This is a genomic window from Pelomonas sp. CA6, from assembly GCF_022549225.1.
In the GTDB taxonomy this organism is placed as follows: domain Bacteria; phylum Pseudomonadota; class Gammaproteobacteria; order Burkholderiales; family Burkholderiaceae_C; genus Roseateles.
This window is the reverse complement of the sequence record NZ_JAKZFD010000005.1, coordinates 263731-283375: the sequence shown is the minus strand read 5'-3', so window position 1 is coordinate 283375 and position 19645 is coordinate 263731. Positions and strand designations below refer to the sequence as shown.

At 69.7% G+C, this 19645-nt stretch carries 19 protein-coding genes; 9 read left to right on the top strand and 10 right to left on the bottom strand.

Annotation, left to right across the window (positions count from 1 at the left end):
- Window positions 1–30 precede the first annotated feature (30 nt).
- The gene (locus tag LZ017_RS10995) at window positions 31–1692 is read right to left on the bottom strand and encodes a 3-(methylthio)propionyl-CoA ligase (RefSeq protein ID WP_241396863.1); all 1662 of its coding nucleotides are present in this window, start codon (window positions 1690–1692) and stop codon (window positions 31–33) included.
- A 264-nt stretch (window positions 1693–1956) separates the two neighbouring features.
- Between LZ017_RS10995 and LZ017_RS22100 the strand changes: the two genes are divergently transcribed.
- The 7 genes from LZ017_RS22100 to LZ017_RS10960 all read left to right on the top strand — a co-directional run bounded on the left by LZ017_RS22100 (window position 1957) and on the right by LZ017_RS10960 (window position 7912).
- Entirely contained in the window at window positions 1957–3498 is a 1542-nt protein-coding gene (locus LZ017_RS22100; protein ID WP_277604638.1) for a methyl-accepting chemotaxis protein, read from the top strand.
- Window positions 3499–3563: 65 nt separating this feature from the next.
- Window positions 3564–5069 (top strand): YdiU family protein, encoded by a 1506-nt coding sequence (locus tag LZ017_RS10985; protein WP_241396862.1) that lies wholly within the window; start codon window positions 3564–3566, stop codon window positions 5067–5069.
- On the top strand, window positions 5066–5476 hold the full coding sequence (msrB, locus tag LZ017_RS10980) for a peptide-methionine (R)-S-oxide reductase MsrB (RefSeq protein WP_241396861.1): 411 nt from the start codon (window positions 5066–5068) through the stop codon (window positions 5474–5476). The genes LZ017_RS10985 and msrB overlap by 4 nt, the downstream gene beginning before the upstream one ends.
- Complete coding sequence (locus tag LZ017_RS10975) at window positions 5460–6104, top strand: septation protein A (RefSeq protein ID WP_241396860.1); 645 nt, start codon at window positions 5460–5462, stop codon at window positions 6102–6104. Before msrB ends, LZ017_RS10975 begins: the two co-directional genes overlap by 17 nt.
- On the top strand, window positions 6101–6385 hold the full coding sequence (locus tag LZ017_RS10970; protein ID WP_241396859.1) for a BolA family transcriptional regulator: 285 nt from the start codon (window positions 6101–6103) through the stop codon (window positions 6383–6385). Before LZ017_RS10975 ends, LZ017_RS10970 begins: the two co-directional genes overlap by 4 nt.
- Window positions 6386–6467: 82 nt before the next feature.
- Entirely contained in the window at window positions 6468–7265 is a 798-nt protein-coding gene (locus LZ017_RS10965; RefSeq protein ID WP_241396858.1) for a peptidylprolyl isomerase, read from the top strand.
- 92 nt (window positions 7266–7357) lie between these two features.
- Window positions 7358–7912: a DUF2062 domain-containing protein gene (locus LZ017_RS10960; RefSeq protein ID WP_241396857.1), complete on the top strand. Its 555-nt coding sequence runs from the start codon at window positions 7358–7360 to the stop codon at window positions 7910–7912.
- A 10-nt stretch (window positions 7913–7922) separates the two neighbouring features.
- Here the strand turns inward: LZ017_RS10960 and LZ017_RS10955 are convergent, their stop codons facing one another.
- Window positions 7923–8618 carry an ABC transporter ATP-binding protein gene (locus LZ017_RS10955; protein ID WP_241396856.1) on the bottom strand — a complete coding sequence of 232 codons (696 nt, stop codon included), beginning with the start codon at window positions 8616–8618 and terminating at the stop codon, window positions 7923–7925.
- A gap of 51 nt (window positions 8619–8669) precedes the next feature.
- Here LZ017_RS10955 and LZ017_RS10950 point away from each other — a divergent pair, with 51 nt between their 5' ends.
- Window positions 8670–9278 (top strand): arylesterase, encoded by a 609-nt coding sequence (locus LZ017_RS10950; protein WP_241396855.1) that lies wholly within the window; start codon window positions 8670–8672, stop codon window positions 9276–9278.
- A 40-nt stretch (window positions 9279–9318) separates the two neighbouring features.
- On the opposite strand, the gene LZ017_RS10945 is transcribed toward LZ017_RS10950, so the two are convergent.
- Window positions 9319–11022, bottom strand: coding sequence for a DUF6600 domain-containing protein (locus LZ017_RS10945; protein WP_241396854.1), 1704 nt, complete (start codon window positions 11020–11022; stop codon window positions 9319–9321).
- A 102-nt stretch (window positions 11023–11124) separates the two neighbouring features.
- On the bottom strand, window positions 11125–11661 hold the full coding sequence (gene def / locus LZ017_RS10940) for a peptide deformylase (protein ID WP_241396853.1): 537 nt from the start codon (window positions 11659–11661) through the stop codon (window positions 11125–11127).
- Window positions 11662–11786: 125 nt separating this feature from the next.
- Between def and LZ017_RS10935 the strand changes: the two genes are divergently transcribed.
- Window positions 11787–12746, top strand: coding sequence for an MBL fold metallo-hydrolase (locus tag LZ017_RS10935; RefSeq protein ID WP_241396852.1), 960 nt, complete (start codon window positions 11787–11789; stop codon window positions 12744–12746).
- 119 nt (window positions 12747–12865) lie between these two features.
- Here LZ017_RS10935 and ntrC read toward each other — a convergent pair whose 3' ends face one another.
- The 6 genes from ntrC to LZ017_RS10905 form a co-directional block, all read right to left on the bottom strand.
- Entirely contained in the window at window positions 12866–14344 is a 1479-nt protein-coding gene (ntrC, locus tag LZ017_RS10930; protein ID WP_241396851.1) for a nitrogen regulation protein NR(I), read from the bottom strand.
- Between the two features lie 39 nt (window positions 14345–14383).
- Window positions 14384–15496 carry a nitrogen regulation protein NR(II) gene (gene glnL / locus LZ017_RS10925; RefSeq protein ID WP_241396850.1) on the bottom strand — a complete coding sequence of 371 codons (1113 nt, stop codon included), beginning with the start codon at window positions 15494–15496 and terminating at the stop codon, window positions 14384–14386.
- A 49-nt stretch (window positions 15497–15545) separates the two neighbouring features.
- The gene (locus tag LZ017_RS10920) at window positions 15546–16064 is read right to left on the bottom strand and encodes a hypothetical protein (RefSeq protein ID WP_241396849.1); all 519 of its coding nucleotides are present in this window, start codon (window positions 16062–16064) and stop codon (window positions 15546–15548) included.
- Between the two features lie 147 nt (window positions 16065–16211).
- Window positions 16212–17627: a type I glutamate--ammonia ligase gene (gene glnA / locus LZ017_RS10915; RefSeq protein ID WP_241396848.1), complete on the bottom strand. Its 1416-nt coding sequence runs from the start codon at window positions 17625–17627 to the stop codon at window positions 16212–16214.
- A 268-nt stretch (window positions 17628–17895) separates the two neighbouring features.
- Window positions 17896–18702, bottom strand: a complete 807-nt coding sequence (locus tag LZ017_RS10910; protein ID WP_241396847.1) for a molybdopterin-binding protein — start codon at window positions 18700–18702, stop codon at window positions 17896–17898.
- A 64-nt stretch (window positions 18703–18766) separates the two neighbouring features.
- Entirely contained in the window at window positions 18767–19639 is an 873-nt protein-coding gene (locus LZ017_RS10905) for an EI24 domain-containing protein (RefSeq protein WP_241396846.1), read from the bottom strand.
- Window positions 19640–19645: the final 6 nt, after the last annotated feature.

The window sequence follows — 19645 nt, the reverse complement described above, 5'->3', positions numbered from 1 at the left end:
GACGCGGGCTCCCGGGACCGGGAGCGGCGCTCAGCCGGCCGGCAAGCGATGGTCCTTGAACTGCTCGCGCAGCTTCAGCTTGAGCATCTTGCCGGTGGCGGTGTGCGGGATCTCGGGCACGAAGACCACGTCGTCGGGGATCTGCCACTTGGCGATGCGGCCCTCGTAGAAGGCGAGCATCTCCTCGCGGCCGAGCTGGCAGCCCGGCTTGCAGACGACCACCAGCAGCGGCCGCTCGTCCCAGCGCGGATGCGGCACGGCGATCACCGCCGCCTCGTGCACCGACGGGTGGGCCATCGCGATGTTCTCCAGGTCGATGGAGCTGATCCATTCGCCGCCGGACTTGATCACGTCCTTGCTGCGGTCGGTGATCTGCATGAAGCCGTCGGCGTCGATCGTCGCGACGTCGCCGGTGGGGAACCACAGGCCCGCATCGCGGCCGTCCTCGCCGCGCACCGCGATCAGCGGCGAACGCTCGGCGCCGAAGTAGCCGGCGATCACCCAGGGGCCACGCACGACCAGGTTGCCGGCGCTGCGCCCGTCCCAGGGCAAGGCCTGACCCTGGTCGTCGACGATGGCCATGTCGATGCCGTAGATCGCCTTGCCCTGCTTCTCAAGCAGCCGACGCTGTTCCTCGACGGGCAGCTGCAGCTGCTTGGCGCTGAGCTTGGACAGCGTGCCCAGCGGCGACAGCTCGGTCATGCCCCAGGCGTGGATCACTTCCACGCCGTAGTCGTCCATCAAGGTCTTGAGCATGGCCGGCGGACAGGCCGAGCCGCCGATCACCGTGCGCTTGAAGCTGCTGAACTTCAGCCCCTGGCCGCGCACGTAATTGAGCAGACCCAGCCACACCGTCGGCACGCCGGCGCTGAAGCTGACCTGTTCGGCCTCGAACAGTTCGTACAGCGACTTGCCGTCCAGATGCGGCCCCGGGAACACCAGCTTGGCACCCACGGCGGCGCAGCTGTAGGGCAGCCCCCAGGCGTTGACATGGAACATCGGCACGACGGGCAGGATCACGTCGCGGCGCGAGCAGTCCATCGCATCGGGCATGGCCGACGCGTAGGCGTGCAGCACCGAGGAGCGGTGGCTGTACACCGCGCCCTTGGGGTTGCCGGTGGTCCCCGAGGTGTAGCAGATGCTGGAGGCGCAGTTCTCATCGAACACCGGCCAGGTGTAGTGGCCGTCCTCGGCCTCGACCAGCTCGTCGTAGCACAGCAGGCCGGGGATGCTGGACTGCGCCGGCATGTGGGCGCGGTCCGTCATCAGCACGAAGTGGCGCACGCTGCGCATCTGCGGCGCCAGCTTCTCGATCAGCGGCAGGAAGCTGAGGTCGAAGCACAGCGCCGCGTCCTGCGCGTCGTTGGCGATCCAGGCGATCTGCTCCGGAAAAAGGCGCGGGTTGATCGTGTGGCAGACCAGCTGGGAGCCGGAGCTGCCGTAGTAGATCTCCAGATGGCGGTAGCCGTTCCAGGCCAGCGTCGCGACGCGGTCGCCGGGCTGCAGCCCCAGCCGCGCCAGGGCCTGGGCCAGCTTGCGAGACCGCAGTTCGGCGTCGGCCCAGGTGTAGCGGTGAAGATCGCCTTCGACGCGCTTGCTGACGATTTCGGTGTCGCCCGAGTGGCGGGCCGCATGCTGGATCAGCGAAGAGATCAGCAGCGGCATCGTCATCATCTGGCCCATCAGTGCCATCGAGGTCTCCTTCGATCTTGTCTTGTCCGGCTGGTCCGCCCCTGCGGCCTCGCCGTCTGCGAACCAGTTTACTGGCCGGTCCGACGCTCCTGGCGTCACCCTAGTGACGCTGGGCGGCCGTTGGCATAGGGGATTACACGGGCGCCGCCACGGGCCACCCGACAAAGCTCAAAAACGGCGCCGAAGTGCCGAGGATTTCCTAGGGCGCGGCCCAAGCCGCGCCCAGAATCGCAGCCCACGACAACAACAGAGAAGGAGACTTTCATGAAGCTCGGCGATCTTGCGATGGCGCACAAACTCAATGGCGCCATCGTCCTGCTGCTGACGTCCATGCTGCTGGTGGGCGGCTTCACGCTGGAGCGCAATGACCGCATCGTCAGCGAGGCCACCACCGCCATCAACGACGCGCAGGATCTGATCCGCAAGTCCGTGCAATGGCAGGGCATGACCGAGACCGCGGTGGCGCGCAGCATGGCCGCGGCGATCAGTTCGGACCCCGCGGTGGGCGAGCTGTTCAAGGAGAACATCGCCAACGACGCGCCGCGCGTCGCCCTGCTGCGCGAGCAGATCGGCAAACAGGCGCAGCGCCCCGAGGACCAGGCCCAGCTGAAGCAGATCTCCACGCTGGGCCAGGCCCTGCTGGCCGCCAGCAAGAAGGCGCGCGACGCCGGCAGCGCAGGTGACTGGACCGCCACCACCCGCGTCATCGAAAAGGAATACGCGCCGTCGGCCAAGCTTTACCTGGATGCCATCGGCGCCTTCGTGCAAATGCAGGAGCAGCGCGCCGACGCGGCGCGGCAGGCCTCGCGCGAGGCGCGCCAGGCGCTGCGCTGGCAGGCCGGGCTGGGCGCGCTGCTGATCGTGGCGGCCGGCATGGGCATCGCCTGGGCGCTGGGCCGCGCCATTGTGCGCCCGCTGGCGGAGGCGGTGCGGGTCGCGGAATCCGTGGCCGGCGGCGACCTGCGCTCGCGCATCGAACACCAGGGCCGCGACGAAACCGGCCAGCTGCTGGCCGCGCTGCGGCGCATGAACGAGAGCCTGACCGGCATCGTCGGCCAGGTGCGCCAGAGCAGCGACTCCATCGCCACCGGCACCGGCGAGATCGCCAGCGGCAATGCCGACCTGTCCCAGCGCACCGAGGAGCAGGCCGCCAACCTGCAGCAGACCGCCGCGTCGATGGAAGAACTGACCTCCACCGTGAAGCACAACGCCGACACCGCGCGCACCGCCACCCAGCTCGCGCAAAGCGCCTCCGGCGTCGCCGCCGAGGGCGGTCGTGCGGTGCAGGAGCTGGTCGAGGTGATGGCGCAGATCGACGCCAGCTCGCGCAAGATCAACGACATCATCGGCGTGATCGACGGCATCGCCTTCCAGACCAACATCCTGGCGCTGAACGCCGCGGTGGAAGCCGCGCGCGCGGGCGAGCAGGGCCGTGGCTTTGCCGTCGTCGCGAGCGAGGTGCGCCAGCTGGCGCAGCGCAGCGCCGAGGCGGCCAAGGAGATCAAGTCGCTGATCGGCGACAGCAGCGGCAAGGTCGAGGCCGGCAGCCGGCTGGCCGGCGGCGCCGGCGAGACCATGGGCCGCATCGTCCAGGAAGTGCGCCGCGTGTCCGAGCTGATCGCCGAGATCAGCGCCGCCAGCAGCGAACAGAGCCAGGGCATCGACCAGGTCGGCGACGCGATCAGCCAGCTGGACCGCGTCACCCAGCAGAACGCCGCGCTGGTGGAAGAGAGCGCGGCGGCGGCCGAAAGCCTCCGGCACCAGGCGGCGCAGCTGAACCAGGCGGTGTCCATCTTCCGCCTCTGAGTCCCGAGCGGGCACGGCAAGACCCCGGCGGAGCAAGGCCCGGGGGCGCTGGCTACACTGCGCCGATGCATGCCCCCCTGCCGTCCGTCGCCGTGCCTGCCGCGATCGGCGAGCTGAACTGGACCCACCGCCTCGCCGCGCTGGGTCCCCGTTTCTACACCGAGCTGCCGCCCGCCGGCCTGCCCGACCCGCACTGGGTCGCCACCAGCGCCGACTGCGCGCGGCTGCTGGGCTGGCCCGCCACCGGCTGGCAGACGCCAGAGGCGCTGCGCGTCTTCAGCGGCAATGCGCTGTGGCCCGGCATGCGCCCGCTGGCCAGCGTGTACAGCGGCCATCAGTTCGGTGTCTGGGCCGGCCAGCTGGGCGATGGGCGCGCACTGTGGCTGGGCGAATTGGACACGCCCCAGGGCCCGATGGAGCTGCAGCTCAAGGGCGCGGGGCGCACGCCTTATTCGCGCATGGGCGACGGCCGCGCCGTGCTGCGCTCGTCCATCCGCGAGTTCCTCGCCTCCGAGGCCATGGCCGCACTGGGCATCCCGACCACGCGGGCGCTGGCGCTGACCGCCTCCACCGCCCTGCCCGTTCGCCGTGAAACGACCGAGACGGCCGCCATCGTCACCCGGGTCGCGCCCAGCTTTCTGCGCTTCGGCCATGTCGAACACTTCGCCCACCATGGGCTGCACGACGAGCTGCGCGAGCTCGTGCAGCATCTGATCGAGCACCACGCGCCGCAATGCCAGGCCGCCCCGCAGCCGGTGGTGGCGCTGCTGGCCCAGGTGGCGACGCAGACCGCCGATCTCCTCGCCCACTGGCAGGCCGTGGGCTTCTGCCATGGCGTGATGAACACCGACAACATGTCGCTGCTGGGCCTGAGCATCGACTACGGCCCCTACGGTTTCCTGGACGGCTTCGATCCGGGCCATGTCTGCAACCACTCCGACACCCAGGGGCGCTACGCCTTCGCGCGCCAGCCCCAGGTGGCCTACTGGAATTTGCATGCGCTGGCCCAGGCCCTGCTGCCGCTGATCCCGGGCGACGAGGAGGCCGCGGCCGCACTGCTGCGAGAGGCGCTGCAGGCCTATCCGGATCGCTTCGCGCAGGCCATGCTCCTGCGCATGCGCGCCAAGCTGGGGCTGCGCGAGGCGCGCGACGGCGATGGCGCGCTGGTCGACGACTGGCTGCGCCTGCTCGCCGCCACCCGCGTGGACTACAGCATCGCCCACCGGCGACTGGGCGAGGCGCAGCTGCCCGCCGGCGCCGAGGGCTTGCGCGACCTGTTCCTGGACCGCGAGGCGCTGGACGCCTGGCTGCGACGCTACCGCGACCGCCTGGCCCAGGAGCCGGAGGACCCGGCGCAGCGCCGCGCCGCGATGCATGCGGTCAACCCGGCCGTGGTGCTGCGCAACCACCTGGCCGAAACGGCGATCCGCCAGGCCGAGGCCGGCGACTTCGGCGAGGTGCAGCGCCTGCTGGACGTGCTCCGCCGTCCCTTCGACGCGCCCGAGCGCGCCGCCGACGCGGACTTCCCGCCTGACTGGGCGCAACACATCGAGGTGTCCTGCTCATCATGAACGACTATCCCGTGAAGAAGACCGACGCCGAGTGGCGCGAGCAGCTCGACGAGATGCAATACCAGGTGACCCGCCACGCGGCCACCGAGCGCGCCTTCACCGGCCAATACTGGGACCACTGGGACGCCGGCCAGTACCGCTGCGTGGGCTGCGGCACGCCGCTGTTTGAATCGCAGACCAAGTTCGACGCCGGCTGCGGCTGGCCCAGCTACTGGGCGCCGGTCAATGCGGACGTCATCGAACGCGTGGTGGACCACAGCCACGGCATGGTGCGCATCGAGGTACGCTGCCAGCGCTGCGGCTCCCACCTGGGCCACGTCTTCCCGGACGGGCCGGCACCGACCGGCGAGCGCTACTGCATCAACTCGGCCGCGATAGACTTCCAGCCCCATGAAGCTTCTGCTTGACTTTCTCCCCCTCGTCCTCTTCTTCGCCACCTTCAAGCTGACCGAGGGCCAGCCCGACGCGGCGGCGGCCTTCGCTACCGAACACCTGGGCTTCCTGGTCTCCGGCGGCGTGGTCGGCAAGACCGAGGCTCCGGTGCTGCTGGCCACCCTGGTCGTGATGGCGGCAACGCTGATCCAGGCCCTGATCACCAAGCTGCGCGGCAAGAAGATCGACCTGATGCTGTGGATCAGCCTGGCGCTGGTCGTCGTGCTGGGCGGCGCCACGATCTGGTTCCACAACGCCACCTTCATCAAGTGGAAGCCCACGCTGCTGTACTGGGCGGGCGCGCTGGCCTTCCTGCTCAGCGAACTGCTGTTCGGCAAGAACCTGCTCAAGGCCATGCTGAAGGATCTGCCGCTGCCCGAAGGCGTCTGGAAGCGCCTGAACTGGGCCTGGGTGCTGTTTTTCGCGCTGCTGGGGGTGGCCAATCTCTACGTGGCCTACCACTACAGCGACGGCGCCTGGGCCAACTTCAAGGTCTTCGGCGTCACCGGGCTGATCGTGCTGTTCACGCTGGCGCAGGGCCTGTACCTGAGCCGCCACGTCATCGAGACCGAGCCCGCCGCCGGCGAAGGAGAGCCGCGATGAGCGACAGCCCCGCCCCGCGCGCCTCGCTGGCGCTGATGGAGGCTCGGCTGCGCGAGCGCCTGCAGCCCGAGCAGCTGGCGCTGGCGGACGACAGTGCCGCCCACGCCGGCCATGCCGGCGCGCGCGAAGGCGGGCATTACCGGCTGCGCATCGTCAGCGCCGCCTTTACCGGGCGTTCACGGCTGGCCCGCCATCGGCTCGTATATGATGCTTTGGCTGAGCTGATGCAGCGGGGCATCCATGCGCTGGTGATCGACGCCCGCGCGCCCGGCGAAGACTGAGGCCAGCACCGTAGCGCCGAGGAGGCGCTTTGTTTTGCAAGCGCCTTTGCGCCCCAGGAGTCTTTTGAAAGGCCCTTTGTCCATGAAGAAATTTGTGCTTGCTGCCTGCGTGGCGGCTCTCGGCGCCGTGACCCTGCCGGTCAGCGCGCAGAACATCGCGATCGTCAACGGCAAGGCCGTGCCCAAGGCCCGCGTCGACATGCTGCTCGGCCAGATCACCAAGAACGGCCAGCCGCGCACGCCCGAGATGGAAGCCCGCGTGAAGGACGAGATCGTGATGCGCGAGATCTTCATGCAGGAAGCCGAGAAGCGCGGCCTGGCCGCCAGCGCCGACTACAAGGCGCAGATGGAACTGGCCCGCCAGGGCATCCTGATCCGCGAACTGTTCGCCGACTTCGCGAAGAAGAACCCCGTCACCGACGCCGATGCGCAAGCCGAGTACGACAAGTTCAAGGCCCAGGCCAAGGGCAACGAGTACCGCGCCCGCCACATCCTGGTCGAGAAGGAAGACGACGCCAAGGCCCTGATCGCCCAGATCAAGGGCGGCGCCAAGTTCGAGGACCTGGCGAGCAAGAACTCCAAGGACACCGGTTCCGCGGCCAACGGCGGCGAGCTGGGCTGGTCGGCGCCGGACGCCTACGTGCCCGAGTTCAGCCAGGCCCTGGTTGCGCTCAAGCCCGGCCAGATGACCGACACGCCGGTGAAGTCGCAATTCGGCTTCCACATCATCCGCCTGGAAGAGACCCGCGAGGCCCAGTTCCCCGCCTTCGAGGACGTCAAGGCCCAGGTCGTGCAGCGCCTGCAGCAGCAGAAGCTGGCCAAGTTCCAGGAAGAGCTGAAGGACAAGGCCAAGACCGACTACAAGTTCAGCCCCAACTGAGCTGGCTTGCGCCCCTCGAACGGCCCGCCGAGCAGTCCGCTGCCCGTGCGGGCCTTTCTTTTGCCCTGAGCTGACGCTTCCCTCGCCCGTCCATGCCCGCTTCCCGACTCGCCCGCCGCCTGCTGCCCTCGCCCGAAGCGCTGGAGCGCACCAAGGGCCTGGCCTGGCTGGGCCGCTATCTGCGTGAGCGCCCCTGGCTGTGGGTGGCGCACCGGCGCCGCGTCGCGATGGGCGTGGCCGTGGGCCTGGCGGTGGGCGTGATCCCCTTGCCGACGCAGATGGTGCTGGCCGCCGCGGCGGCCATCCTGTTGCGCGCCAATGTGGCGGCCGCGGTGGCCGCGACCTGGCTCACCAATCCGCTGACCCTGGTGCCGATCTGGAGCCTGGCCATCTTTCTGGGCCGGCTGGCGCTGGGCGAGCACGGCCCCATCGCCTCTCCGCGCGAGCTGGCGCTGGACTGGACCGATCCGGGCAGCTGGTGGCACGCGCTGGGCGAATGGCTCAGCAGCCTGGGCCCGCCACTGCTCGTGGGCCTGCCGCTGGCCGGGCTGCTGCTGGGTGCGCTGGCCTATGTGGTCGTCTACCTGGGCTGGGCCCTGGTGATACGCGGCGAGCGCAAGCGCCGTCTCTGGCTGCGCTCGCGGTAATCCGGAGCCGTCAGGCCGGCAGCTCGGCCAGCGCGCTGTCCTGCAGCCGTCCCGCCGAGATGCGCAGTTGCCGCTCGCAACGGCCGGCGATGCCGGCGTCGTGGGTGACCAGCACCAGCGTCGTGCCCTGCTCGCGGTTGAGCTCGAACATCAGCGCCATCACCTGCTCGCCGGTGGCGTAGTCCAGGCTGCCGGTGGGCTCGTCGGCCAGCAGCAGCGCCGGCCGCTGCACGAAGGCGCGCGCCAGCGCGACGCGTTGCTGCTCGCCGCCCGAGAGCACACGCGGGTAATGCGACAGCCGCTCCTTCAGCCCCACCCGCTCCAGCATCTGGCGCGCCTGCGCCTGGGCATCCCGCTCGCCGCGCAATTCCAGCGGCAGCATCACGTTCTCCAGCGCGGTCAGGTGCGACAGCAGCTGGAAGCTCTGGAACACAAAGCCCAGATGTTCGCCGCGCAGCCGTGCGCGGCCGTCCTCGTCCAGCGCGAACAGGTCCTGGCCCTGCAGCCGCACGGTGCCGCTGCTGGGCGTGTCCAGGCCGGCGAGGATGGACAGCAGCGTGCTCTTGCCAGAACCCGAGGCGCCGACGATGGCAACCGACTCCCGCGGCCGCAGCCCGAAGCTCAGCTCGTGCAGAATGGTCAGCGAGCCGGTCGCGTCCTTCACGGACTTACTGACCCGGTCGACTTCGATGATGAATTCGGACATGAAAGGTGGCGGATGCGGCGTCGTCAATGGATGGTGGACTGTAGCGCGTGGATGCTGGCAGCGGCCGCGACGGGGATTTGGCGGCCGGCATCGGCCCAGCGCGCGACGCCGCGCGTCGTGGTGCTGGGCGACAGCTTGTCGGCGGAGTACGGCATTGCGCGCGGCAGCGGCTGGGTCGCGCTGCTGCAGCAGCGCCTCGCGGCGCAGGCGCCCGGTGCGGAGGTCGTCAACGCCAGCATCAGCGGCGACACCACCTCGGGCGGCCGCTCGCGCCTGCCCGCCCTGCTCGCCACCCACAAGCCCACGCATCTGATCATCGAGCTGGGCGGCAACGATGCGCTGCGCGGGCTGTCGCTGGCGATGACGCGCGACAACCTGCGTGCCATGGTGCGCGCCGGCAAGGAGGCCCGCGCCAAGGTGCTGGTGGTGGGCATGCAGCTGCCACCCAACTATGGGGCCAGCTACGGGCGCGATTTCGCCGCGCTGTTCGGCGAGGTCGCCAAGGAAGAGAAGGTGGCGCTGCAGCCCTTCCTGCTGGCCGGCATCGCCGACCGCGCCGACGCGATGGACTGGTTCCAGCCCGACCGCATCCACCCGCTGGCCAAGGCCCATCCACGCATGCTGGACAACGTCTGGCAGTCTTTGAAGCCCCTGCTCTGAAGCCCGGCCCGCCCGCGGCGGCGGATGGACCGGGAGAGGCTCAGCGCTCGACCTGGCGGCGTGGCCCGTCGTCGCGCACCGGCGGCCGGTTGACTTCGGCTCGGCCGGGCTCGGGGCGGCTCTCCCGCCGAGGCTCGGCCCCCGGCCCCGGGGATGGGCGAGGCACTTCCATGCGTGGCGGCGCCTCCATCCTCGGTACTTCCCGGCGAGGCGGCTCCATGCGCGGCGCCTCCATGCGAGGAGGCTCCATGCGCGGTGGCTCACTGCGCACCGGCGGCACCGCCTCGGCCCGGGGCGGCCGCTCGAAGCGGTCCATGCGGTCGGGAACGTCCGGTCGCTCGGCATGGCGGCGGCGCGGCAGTTCGTCGCGCCCGGCGCCGGCATCGGGCATAGGCATCGGCTGGGCCCGGACCGGCGGTTCGCTGTCGCGCCTGGGCAGGCCGGGTCCGACGGCGCCGCCCGGCTGGGCGATCAGTGCGGCCGGCAGTTCGCTGCGCGGACGCTCCACGCGCACCGGCGGCCCGTCGGGGCGCTGCCCCAGCCCGGGCTGCGCCCCGTCGCGCGGCCAGGGGCGCGGCGCTGGCGTCGGCGGCATCGGCGCGGGGCGCACCGTCACCGGGTCGGGATTGATCCGACGCCAATAGTCGGGGCTGTAGCGATAGGGCGGCCGGTAGGGCTCATGCCAGGGCAGCGGCGCCCAGCCGTAACGCGGCGGCGGCGCATGCCGGCCCAGGAACAGATTGACGCTGACGCCCGGACCGGACCATGCCACGAGCGCCGGCGCATAGACGGGACGGGCCACCCAGGGCCCCGGGCTCCAGCACCAGCGATCGCGCCACATCACCCAGCGCCCATAGTGGAAGGGAGCGAAGCCCCACGGCATCTCGTCCACCCAGGTCCAGCCCCAGTGGCGCGACCAGACCCAGCGCCCCTGGCTGTAGGGCACCCAGTCCACCGCGACCTGGCGCGGTATCCAGACCACGCCATGCTCCTCGCTCTGCGCCCACTCGCCGTAGCGGTCCAGCTCTTCGGCGCCGGTCATCTCCGGCGAGACATGGGCCAGCTGCGGATCGCCCTCGGCACGGCTGCTGGCCAGCAGCCAGTCGGCAAAGCCATCGCGCATCAGCGCCTGGCGCTCCGCGCGCGGGCCGCTGCCGTCGGACCACAGCTCGGCCTGTTCGTTTGTGCTCAGCCACAGCGGCTGGGCGCTGCCGCCGGGACTGAAGAAGCGCGACTCGAAGCGCAGCCGGCCCTGCCAGGCCTGGGCCTGGGTGGCGCGAGGCAACTGAGTCAGCCGGTAGAGACCCTGGCGTTCGAACCAGCTGCGCCCCTCCAGCGTGGCCACGCTCCATTCGTCGACAGCGTCCTGGTTGCGCAGGCGCAGCCCCAGCGCGCCGCGCAGCAACTGCACCGACACGCGGGCGTCGGTCAGCGCGCTGAATTCGATCTCGGCGGCCTGGTCCAGCCACAGCGAGGTGGAGCCCACGCGCAGGGCCAGCCGGCTGTTGACGTCGGTGCGCAGCCGGTCGCCATCACCGACGGTCTGGTTGGGCAGCAGGGCCTGCCACTGGCGCTCCTGGCTGTCGTAGATCCAGGCCTGGCCGCTCAGCGAGGCCACGCGGCCGGCACGGCCCGGCGGGTCGGCGAGCACCGGCAGGGCCAGGCACAGCGACAGCAGCAACGCGCCGGCCGCGCGCAGGCGCGCCCGGCCGGAAGACCAGAAGTCAGGGGCAAGGAATTTCATCGGCAGCTCCGGATGCTGCCCGCTCAACGCGCGACTCGCCCTTCCGGAGGACGGTCTTTACATGCCTTACACGCCCGCAACGCGGACGGCCCGCGGGCCGTCTCAGTCGTCGGCGCGGGGATCCATGCCCGGAAACAGGACCTCGGTGAAGCCAAAGCGGCTGAAGTCTCGAACCCGCATCGGGTAGAGCACGCCCTCCAGATGGTCGCACTCGTGCTGCACCACGCGGGCGTGGAAGCCCTCGGCCTCACGGCCCAGCGGCCGGCCCTGCGCGTCGAAACCCTGGTAGCGGATGCGGCTCCAGCGCGGCACCACGCCGCGCAAGCCCGGCACGGACAGGCAGCCCTCCCAGCCATCCACCCGCTCTTCGGACAGCGGGGTGACCTGCGGATTGATCAGCACCGTCATCGGCACCGGCGGCGCCTCGGGGTAGCGCTCGTTGTGCTGGAAGCCAAACACCACCACCTGCAGGTCCACCCCGATCTGCGGGGCCGCCAGGCCGGCGCCCTGGGCCGCCGCCATGGTGTCGAACATGTCCTGCAGCAGCGCATGCAGCTCGGGCGTGTCGAAGTCCCGCACCGGCTGCGCCTGGCGCAGCAAGCGGGCATCGCCCATCCGGAGAATCTCGCGTACCGCCATGGCTGTCCTCGCTCTTCGTTCATCGCTTAATCTGTGGGCTGATTTTCCCAGGGAAACGCGGAGCACCCGGGTTTCCTGTTTCCATCCCAAGAGTCCGCATCGCCGGAACTGACGAGGAGAACAACGTGCCCGACTATCTGCAGCCGCTGGGCCACGGGGTCTATGCGATCGACACCGGCTTCCAGCGCCCGCGCTTCGATGCCGCCTTCCTGATCGTCGACCAGGGCCGCGCCGCCTTCGTCGACACCGGCACCCGGCATGCCCTGCCCCGCCTGCTGGGTGCACTGGAGGCGCTGGACCTGCCGCTGGACGCGGTGGACTGGGTCATCCCCACCCATGTTCACCTCGACCATGCCGGCGGCGTCGGCCCGCTGATGCAGGCCCTGCCACGCGCAATGCTGCTGGTGCATCCACGCGGACTGCGCCACATGCTGGACCCGGCGGCGCTGTGGTCCGGTGCGATGGCCGTCTATGGCGAGGACGAGATGCGGCGCTCCTACGGCGAGCTGCTGGGCGTAGCGCCCGAACGCGCCCGCGCCAGCAGCGACGAGCAGCAGATACGCCTGGGCGGGCGCATGCTGCGCCTGATCGACACACCCGGCCATGCGCGCCACCACCATTGCGTCTGGGACGAGACCAGCCGGGGCTGGTTCACCGGCGACACCTTCGGGCTGTCCTACCGCGAGTTCGACCATCCCGAGCGTGGCGTCTGGATCCTGCCCACCAGCACGCCGGTGCAGTTCGATCCCGACGCGCTGCGCCAGTCGATCCAGCGGCTGCTGGACGCCCGCCCGCAGCGCATGTACCTGACGCACTACAGCCAGATCGGCGGCAGCGAGGCCGCCGTCCGCCAGCTGGCCGACGAACTGCTGCTGCAGCTGGACGCCATGGTGGAGATCGCCGAGCGACTACGCCAGGATCCCGACCGGCATGCGCGGCTGAAGCAGGAACTGCTGGCGCTGTACCAGGAGCGCGCCAGCCGCCACCTGGGTAGCGCCATGGCGGCGTCCACCGTCGCTGAGCTGCTGGCGATGGATGTAGAGCTCAACGCCCAGGGCCTGGCCGTCTGGCTGGACAAGACCTGACCCCCAGCGGCACCCGGGGTGCGCCCAGGAGCGGGCGCCACGCACCATCACGGGGCGTTCAGGCCACCCTCGGCACGCCCGCGATCCCAGGCTGACGCAATACCGGCATCAGGTCCGCGTCACGCATCCAGCCCCAGTTCCTGGATCTTGCGCGTGATGGTGTTGCGGCCTATGCCCAGCTTCTGCGCCGCCTCGATGCGGCGGCCGCGGGTCAACTCCAGCGCGGTGAGGATCAGGCTGGCCTCGAAGCGCCGGGTCAGGCGGTCCCAGACCTCGGTTTCGCCGGCGGCCAGCAGGCGGCGCGCCTCGCGCGCCATCTCTGCCACCCAGGCATCGGCCTGTGGTCCCGGCAGGGTCGCGCCGGGCGATGGCGCGGCGGACGGCAGCTCGCTGCCGCCCAGGGCCGGCACGGGCGCAGCGCCCGCCTCGCCCGCCGCGACCGGGACGCCGGCCAGCAACTCCTGCGGCAGGTCCTTGGCCTCGACGACCTGGCTGGGCGCCATCACGCTGAGCCAGTGGCAGATGTTCTCCAGTTGGCGCACATTGCCCGGGAAGTCGAAGCCCACCAGGCGCTGCAGCGCGGCATCGGACAGGCGCTTGGGCTCCACGCCCAGCTCGGCCGCGCTGCGTTGCAAGAAGTAGCGCGCCAGCAGTGGCACGTCCTCGCGGCGCTCGCGCAGCGGCGGCAGGCGCAGCCGGATCACGTTGAGGCGGTGGAACAGATCCTCGCGGAAGCGCCCCTCGCGCACCAGCGCCTCCAGGTTCTGGTGCGTGGCGGCGACCACGCGCACGTTGGCGCGCTGCGGGCTGTGGCCGCCGACGCGGTAGTACTGTCCGTCGGAAAGCACGCGCAACAGCCGGGTCTGCAGGTCCAGTGGCATGTCGCCGATCTCGTCCAGGAACAGCGTGCCGCCCTCGGCCTGCTCGAAGCGGCCGCGGCGGCTGGCCTGCGCGCCGGTGAAGGCGCCTCGTTCGTGGCCGAACAGTTCCGACTCCAGCAGGTCCTTCGGAATGGCCGCGGTGTTGATCGCGACGAAGGGCCCGTCGGCGCGCGGGCTGTGCTTGTGCAGCGCGCGCGCCACCAGCTCCTTGCCGGAGCCGGATTCGCCCGTGATCAACACCGTGACATGGCTTTGCGACAGCCGCCCGATGGCGCGGAACACGTCCTGCATCGCCGGGGCCTGGCCCAGCATCTCGGGCATCTGGACCTGGGCTTCCTCGACGACGGATTCGCGCTGGCCCTCCTCCATCGCGCGGCGGATCAGCTCGACCGCGCGCGACAGGTCGAAGGGCTTGGGGAGGTACTCGAAGGCCCCGCCCTGAAAGGCGGCGACCGCGCTGTCCAGGTCCGAATAGGCGGTCATGATGATGACCGGCAGGCCCGGGAGGCGCTTCTTGATGGTGGCCAGCAGCTCCAGTCCGGAGCCGCCAGGCATGCGGATGTCGGACACCAGCACCAGCGGCGTGTCCTCCTCCAGCGCGGCCAGCAGGTCGCGGCTCTGCGAAAAGCTGCGCACCGGCAACCCCTCGCGCGCCAGCGCCTTCTCGAGCACAAAGCGGATGGAATGATCGTCGTCAACAATCCAAATCGACTTCATCGGTGACTCCCCTCGGCCCCTGCCGGCTTGTGGCCGCGCTCAGGGCAAAGGCAGGGTGATTCGAAAATCGGTCCGGCCCGGCTGGCTGTCGCAGTCGATCATGCCCTGGTGCTGCTGGGCGATGGTCTGCGCCAGCGTGAGCCCGAGTCCGGAACCGCCCTCCCGCCCCGACACCAGCGGGTAGAAGATGCGGTCCTTGATGTCCTCGGGCACACCGGGGCCGTTGTCCTCGATATGCAATTCCAATGCCAAGCGCCAGCGCTGCTTGCCTATGGTGACCTGGCGCGCCACGCGGGTGCGCAGCGTGATCTGCGCGTCGCCAGCGGCGATGCGCGCCGAGAGCGCCTGGGCCGCGTTCTGCACGATGTTGAGCACGGCCTGGATCAGCTGCTCGCGGTCACCGCGGAAGTCGGGCAGCGAGATGTCGTAGTCGCGCAGCACGCACAGGCCTTTGGGATGCTCGGCCAGGATCAGCGAGCGCACGCGCTCGCAGACCTCGTGGATGTTGACGTCCCCCACGACCTGGGCGCGGCGGTGCGGCGCCAGCAGGCGGTCCACCAGCGACTGCAGCCGGTCGGCCTCGTGGATGATGACCTGGGTGTACTCCTGCAGCTCGTCCCACAGCTCGGTGGGCTGCAGCTCCAGGGCCAGCAGTTGCGCCGCGCCGCGTATGCCGCCCAGCGGGTTCTTGATCTCATGGGCCAGGTTGCGCACCAGCTCCTTGGTCGAGCGCAGCTGGTCCAGGCTGCGCTCCTCGCGGTCCTGGCGGCTCTGCTGGGCATTCTCGATGAGCTCGATCAGCAGCCGCCCGCCATGCTCGGCCTGGCTGACGATGACCTGCACCGGCAGCAGGTCCTCGGGTGCCCCCGGCGCGGCACGCGCGCCGCGACGGATCTGCGCGTCGAAGCGGCTGCTCGAATACGCGTTACGGGCCACGCCATCCAGCGCCTCGTTCAGGCGCGTCGTGTCGGCGAACCAGTCGCTCAGCCGGCTGCCCTGCAGCGCGCGGCGCGGCTGGCGCAGCATGGTTTCGAACGCGGTGTTGGCGAATTCGCAGGTGCCGTCGGGGCGCAGCACGGCCACCATGGTGGCGAGCAGGTCCAGCGCCTGGAAGCCGGCGACGCCGGCCGGGGAGGATGACAGGTCCTTCATGGGCGGCCCGCGGGGTGTGCCGCGCGCAGGCCAGTCGGGCAGGCGCGGGTCAGGACGGCAGCTTGGACAGCTCGCGCTTGATGGCCTGGATGTCGCTTTCCTGGCGGGCGATGCTGGCTTTCAGCTCGGCCACGCGGTCCAGATACTTCTGGTAGTTGCGCTCGTCGCCACGGCGTTCGGGCTGGCCCGCGTTGTACTCGCGCTGCAGCGCCGAGAGGCGCTCCTCGGCGTCGCGCAATTCCTGCTCCAGCACACGCCGGCGCTCGCCGTCGCGGCTGCGCTGCTTGTCCGGGTCCACGCGGCCATCGCTGCCGCGCGCTTCCGGTGACGACGCGGACGCCGGCGTCGCCGCACGCGGCTTGGGCGCCTGCAGCACCGTGATGGGCGTGCCCTCGATGCTGCGGCAGCCCTTCTCCTGCGCCTCCTTGGGCGTCAGCGCGTCGGTGTAGAGCACGGGGGGGCCGGGACAGCGGTAGACCACCGACTGCGCGCCCGCGCTCACGCCCGTGGCATACAGCGCCAGGATCAGCGCCGCGGCGCGCCATTTGCTTGATCGCTTGTATTGCATCGAATGCTGCTTGCAGCCTGTGATCAACCTGCATTGTGGCGCATCTGGAAGGCCCAACGAAAAGGGACGGCCTGAGCCGTCCCTCGCTGTCACAGCCGGCGATCCGGGAGTTGAGTCGCACGCGGCTCATCCCGGTCGCCTGCCGCATCACAGGGCGTAGTACATGTCGAACTCGACCGGGTGCGTGGCCATGCGGAAGCGGGTCACCTCCTGCATCTTCAGCTCGATGTAGGCATCGAGGAAGCTGTCGGTGAACACGCCGCCCTTGGTCAGGAACGCGCGGTCCTTGTCCAGGTACTCCAGCGCCTGGTCCAGGCTGTGGCAGACGGTCGGGATCTTCGCGTCTTCTTCCGGCGGCAGGTGGTAGAGATCCTTGGTCGCGGCTTCGCCCGGGTGGATCTTGTTCTCCACGCCGTCCAGGCCGGCCATCATCAGCGCGGCGAACGCCAGGTAGGGGTTGGCGCTGGGATCCGGGAAGCGCGCCTCGATGCGGCGGCCCTTGGGGTTGGCCACATAGGGGATGCGGATCGAGGCCGAGCGGTTCTTGGCCGAATAGGCCAGCTTCACCGGCGCTTCGAAGCCGGGCACCAGACGCTTGTAGCTGTTCGTGCCAGGGTTGGTGATCGCGTTCAGCGCGCGGGCGTGCTTGATGATGCCGCCGATGTAGTACAGCGCGAACTCGGACAGGCCGGCATAACCGTCACCAGCGAACAGGTTCTTGCCATCCTTCCAGATCGACTGGTGCACGTGCATGCCGGAGCCGTTGTCGCCGACGATGGGCTTGGGCATGAAGGTCGCGGTCTTGCCATAGGCATGGGCGACGTTCTGGATGATGTACTTCTGCAGTTGCAGCCAGTCGGCGCGCTTGGTCAGCGTGCTGAACTTGGTGCCGATTTCCATCTGGCCGGCGTTGGCCACCTCATGGTGGTGCACTTCGACCGGGATGCCCATCTGCTCCAGGATCAGGCACATCTCCGAGCGCATATCCTGGCCGCTGTCGACCGGGGGCACGGGGAAGTAGCCGCCCTTGACGGTGGGACGGTAGCCGCTGTTGCCGTGCTCGTATTCCTTGCCGGTGTTCCAGGCGGCCTCTTCCGATTCGATCTTGAAGAACGAGCCGGACATGTCGTTGCCCCAACGCACCGAGTCGAAGATGAAGAACTCGGGCTCGGGACCGAAGTAGGCGGTATCGCCCAGGCCGGAGGCCTTCAGGTAGGCCTCGGCGCGCTTGGCCAGCGAGCGGGGATCGCGCTCATAGGCCTTGCCGTCGGCCGGATCGATCACGTCGCAGCTCAGGATCAGCGTCGGCTCTTCGAAGAAGGGGTCGATGTTGGCGGTGTCGGGATCCGGCATCAGCAGCATGTCCGACGCCTCGATGCCCTTCCAGCCGGCGATCGACGAGCCGTCGAAGGCATGGCCCGAGGCGAACTTGTCTTCGTCGAAATGGGAAACAGGCACGGACACGTGCTGTTCCTTGCCACGGGTGTCGGTGAAGCGGAAGTCAACGAACTTGACCTCGTTCTCCTTCACCATCTTCATCACATCGGCGACGGTCTTGGCCATCAATCACTCCTAGCGGGACGGGTAGTGGATTCGGATTCGGTGATCGCCGGCGGGAAAGCTCCATGCCGGCGCGCACCACATTCGTTAGCAGGTTGCATGCCAAGTGCGCCCCCTTGGGCGTGGATCGCTCGGCACATCGCCAGCCCGGTGCATTCCTCGGCGTGAGCCCGGCGACGCGCCGGATTATGCGCGCCGATCGAGGGCAGTTTCCTGCCCATTCGCAGGGCCCCGACCGGGATCGCACCAGGATCGTGCGCCTATACCGGAATCATCGCACCAACTCGGTGCTTATGCATGCACCAACCTGGGCCAAGCCCTCTTTGAGGGCTTGGTAGGCCGGCTCCAACGCGTCCTGCGCCGAGCTGGCGGCCGGCTTCACGCCCAGTTCAATGTGGCGGCCCCATTGGGGGTGATCCACGCTGGGCAGCGAGAAAACCTTGATGCCGGGGAAGCGGGCCTCGATCTCCTCCATCAGCGGCGTCAGCGTGGCCTCCATCGCGCCCTGCACGATCAGCGAACGCTCGCGCGTGGCCACCGGGCGCTGCAGCTCCGGGTGGCGCTGGTCCAGCACCCAGTCCATCATCGGATGGGCCATCACCGGGAAGCCGGGCACGAAATAGACCGTGCCGACGAAGAAGCCGGGAATTCGGTTGAAGGGATTGGGAATGATGCCGGCGCCGGCGGGGAACACCCCCATTTCCAGACGCCGCAGCGTGTCCGGCGCGTCGCGCTCCACTGTGTTGCCCTGCTCGCGCGCCATCTGCTGCACGCGCTCCCAGATCAGCTCGGCCGCCTCGGGGTGCAGCACCAGTTCGCGCCCCAGCGCGGCGGCCGCGGACTGACGCGTATGGTCGTCTGGCGTCGCGCCGATGCCGCCGCAGCTGATCACCAGATCGCCACTGGCAAAGGCCTGGCGCAGCAGCGCGGTGAGGCGCTCGCGGTCGTCGCCGACATACTGGGCCCAGTCCAGCTGCAGGCCGCGAGCGGCCAGCTTCTCGATGAAGGTGGACAAGTGCTTGTCCTGGCGTTTGCCGGACAGGATTTCGTCGCCGACGATGATCAGACCGATGTTCATGAAAGAGGTCTCCGCAAAAAGCGAGCAGGCCACCGGCACCGGGCCGCGAGGCCTCCAGGGTGAATCAGGACAGCAGCGGCGGCAGCGGCGGCGCGGCCGCGGCCTCCAGGTCCTGCTGCGGCGCGATGCTGTCGCGCCGGCGCAGCTCCTGCAGCGCCGCCAGCGCATAGTGGGCGAACCACAGCGAACTGAAGGCGAAGACCAGGGTGTACAGCCACACCGACACCAGGATCAGCAGCGGCGCCAGCGCGATCACGATCGCGCCGAAGGCCCAGATCGCCGCGGGCGCTGCGCCCAGATAGCCGGTCGCCACGCCCAGCACCAGCAGCGGCAGCCGGTGTTCCTTGAGCAACTGGCGACGCTCGGCCGCCGAGGCATAGTCGGCCAGCACATCGAAGGTGAACACACGGTAGCCCAGCCAGCCCCAGATCAGCGGCGGCAGGATCAGCGCCAGCGGCGGGATCAGCCAGAAGGGCATGGTCAGCAACAGCCCCACCAGGGCGACCACGGTATGGCCGCCGGACCACAGCGCGCTGCCCACGAAGCTCGCGCCCTTCTTGCGCTCCAGCCCGGAGAAGCGCCGCTGCGCGACCAGGTCCGCGAGCGCGGGCGTCATCAGCATGGCCACCAGCAGCAGGCTCAGCAGCACCAGCACCGGCAGCGAGATCACCAGCACCAGCATGGGCGCCAGCACGCTGCGGAAGCCATCGGCGCCCATGCGCTCCAGCCAGCTCAGCAGGCTGCCCACCAGCATCCACGATTCCAGCGTGCCGCGCACCGCGGCCACCGCGGCTTCCCAATAGAAGTAGGCCAGGCCGCCGGCCAGCCCGGCGGCGATCAGCAGCGGCAGCAGCGACAGCGCGATCACGCGCGGATGCAGGCAATAGGCGGCGGCACGCCAGAACGAGTCGGCCACCCACCCCATGGTGTTGATCATCAGAGC